The 1,176-nt window shown below is 65.1% G+C and carries 1 protein-coding gene; it reads left to right on the top strand.

The genetic code is table 11. The features are described 5' to 3' along the window. Positions 1-1,176, top strand: a 1,176-nt coding sequence (locus BZY54_RS48765) for a right-handed parallel beta-helix repeat-containing protein (protein WP_143668481.1), incomplete at both ends; no start/stop codon positions are given.

Here is a 1,176-nt window from a genome sequence, read left to right as displayed (position 1 = left end):
GGACGGCAAGCGGGCCACCACGGCCCGTTATCCCAACCGCAAGTCCGACGACGAGTGGGCTCCGTACCTGACCTCGGTGCTCAAGGAGCCGGAGAAGGAGGCCGTGCACCAGTGGCTGTACTCCAACCCCGGTGAGTGGGACCCCCACTGGGACCTCAGCAACGCCCAGGCGGTGATCTGGTCGGGCGGCAGCTGGAGCTGGTTCACCGACACGGTCCCGATCCAGGACTGGAATCCCGCAAAGAACCAGATGACGCTGAAGTACTGGACCCGCTACGCGCTCATGAACTCCCGCAGTGGCTCGCGCTACTTCCTCCAGAACTCCCTGGACTTCCTGGACCAGGCGGGCGAGTACTACATGGACTACAAGAAGGGCCAGCTGTACTACAAGCCCCGCGGTGACATCGACGACGTCACTGTCCTGCGTCCCACGGTGACCACCTTGTTCAAACTGGCCGGCGCCGACCCGGACCGGCGGGTGGAGGGCATCACCCTCGACGGGCTCGCCCTGCAGTACACCGACTTCGTCGACTGGTACCGCTACGGCTGGATCAGCGGCGGCGACTCCGGCGAGCCGCACAAGTACCCGGAGTACGACAGGCAGATCGAGATGCCCCGCAACCGCTTCGGCGCCGTCACCGTGACCAACAGCGAGGACATCACCCTCTCCCGGATGCACATCTCCGACACCGGTTACCATGCCGTCTACGCCCTCTTCGCCAACAAGGGACTGACGGTCCGCGACAGCCTGCTGGAGAACATCGGCGGCGACGGGATCAAGGTCGAGGGCCCGTACCCCGGCGAGGGCAACACCTCCAACGGACACCTGCTGACCAACAACTACATCACCCACTACGGCGAACTGGTGCCCGGCGACGCCTCCGGTGTCGAGCTGCTGAACACCGGGCACAACACCGTCAGCCACAGCCACATCAAACACAGCGCGCGCTACGGCGTGAGCCTCGAAGTGCGCCCGGAGGTCACCGCCGAGGACGACTACGCCCGCGACAACACCTTCGAGTACCTGCGCATCGACGAAGCCGGCCTGGACAGCGGGGACATGGGCGCCTTCTACGTCTACGGCGTCAGCAACTTCGAACCGCACACGATCGACAACCATGTGCGCCAGGTCGTCATCGGCGATGTGATCCCCGACGCCTCGATGCCCGACAGCGG

Origin of the sequence: Streptomyces carpinensis (assembly GCF_002154505.1) — a bacterium.
In the GTDB taxonomy this organism is placed as follows: Bacteria; Actinomycetota; Actinomycetes; order Streptomycetales; family Streptomycetaceae; genus Streptomyces; species Streptomyces carpinensis.
The sequence above is the reverse complement of the archived record's forward strand: the minus strand, read 5'-3'. Positions and strand labels throughout refer to the sequence as shown.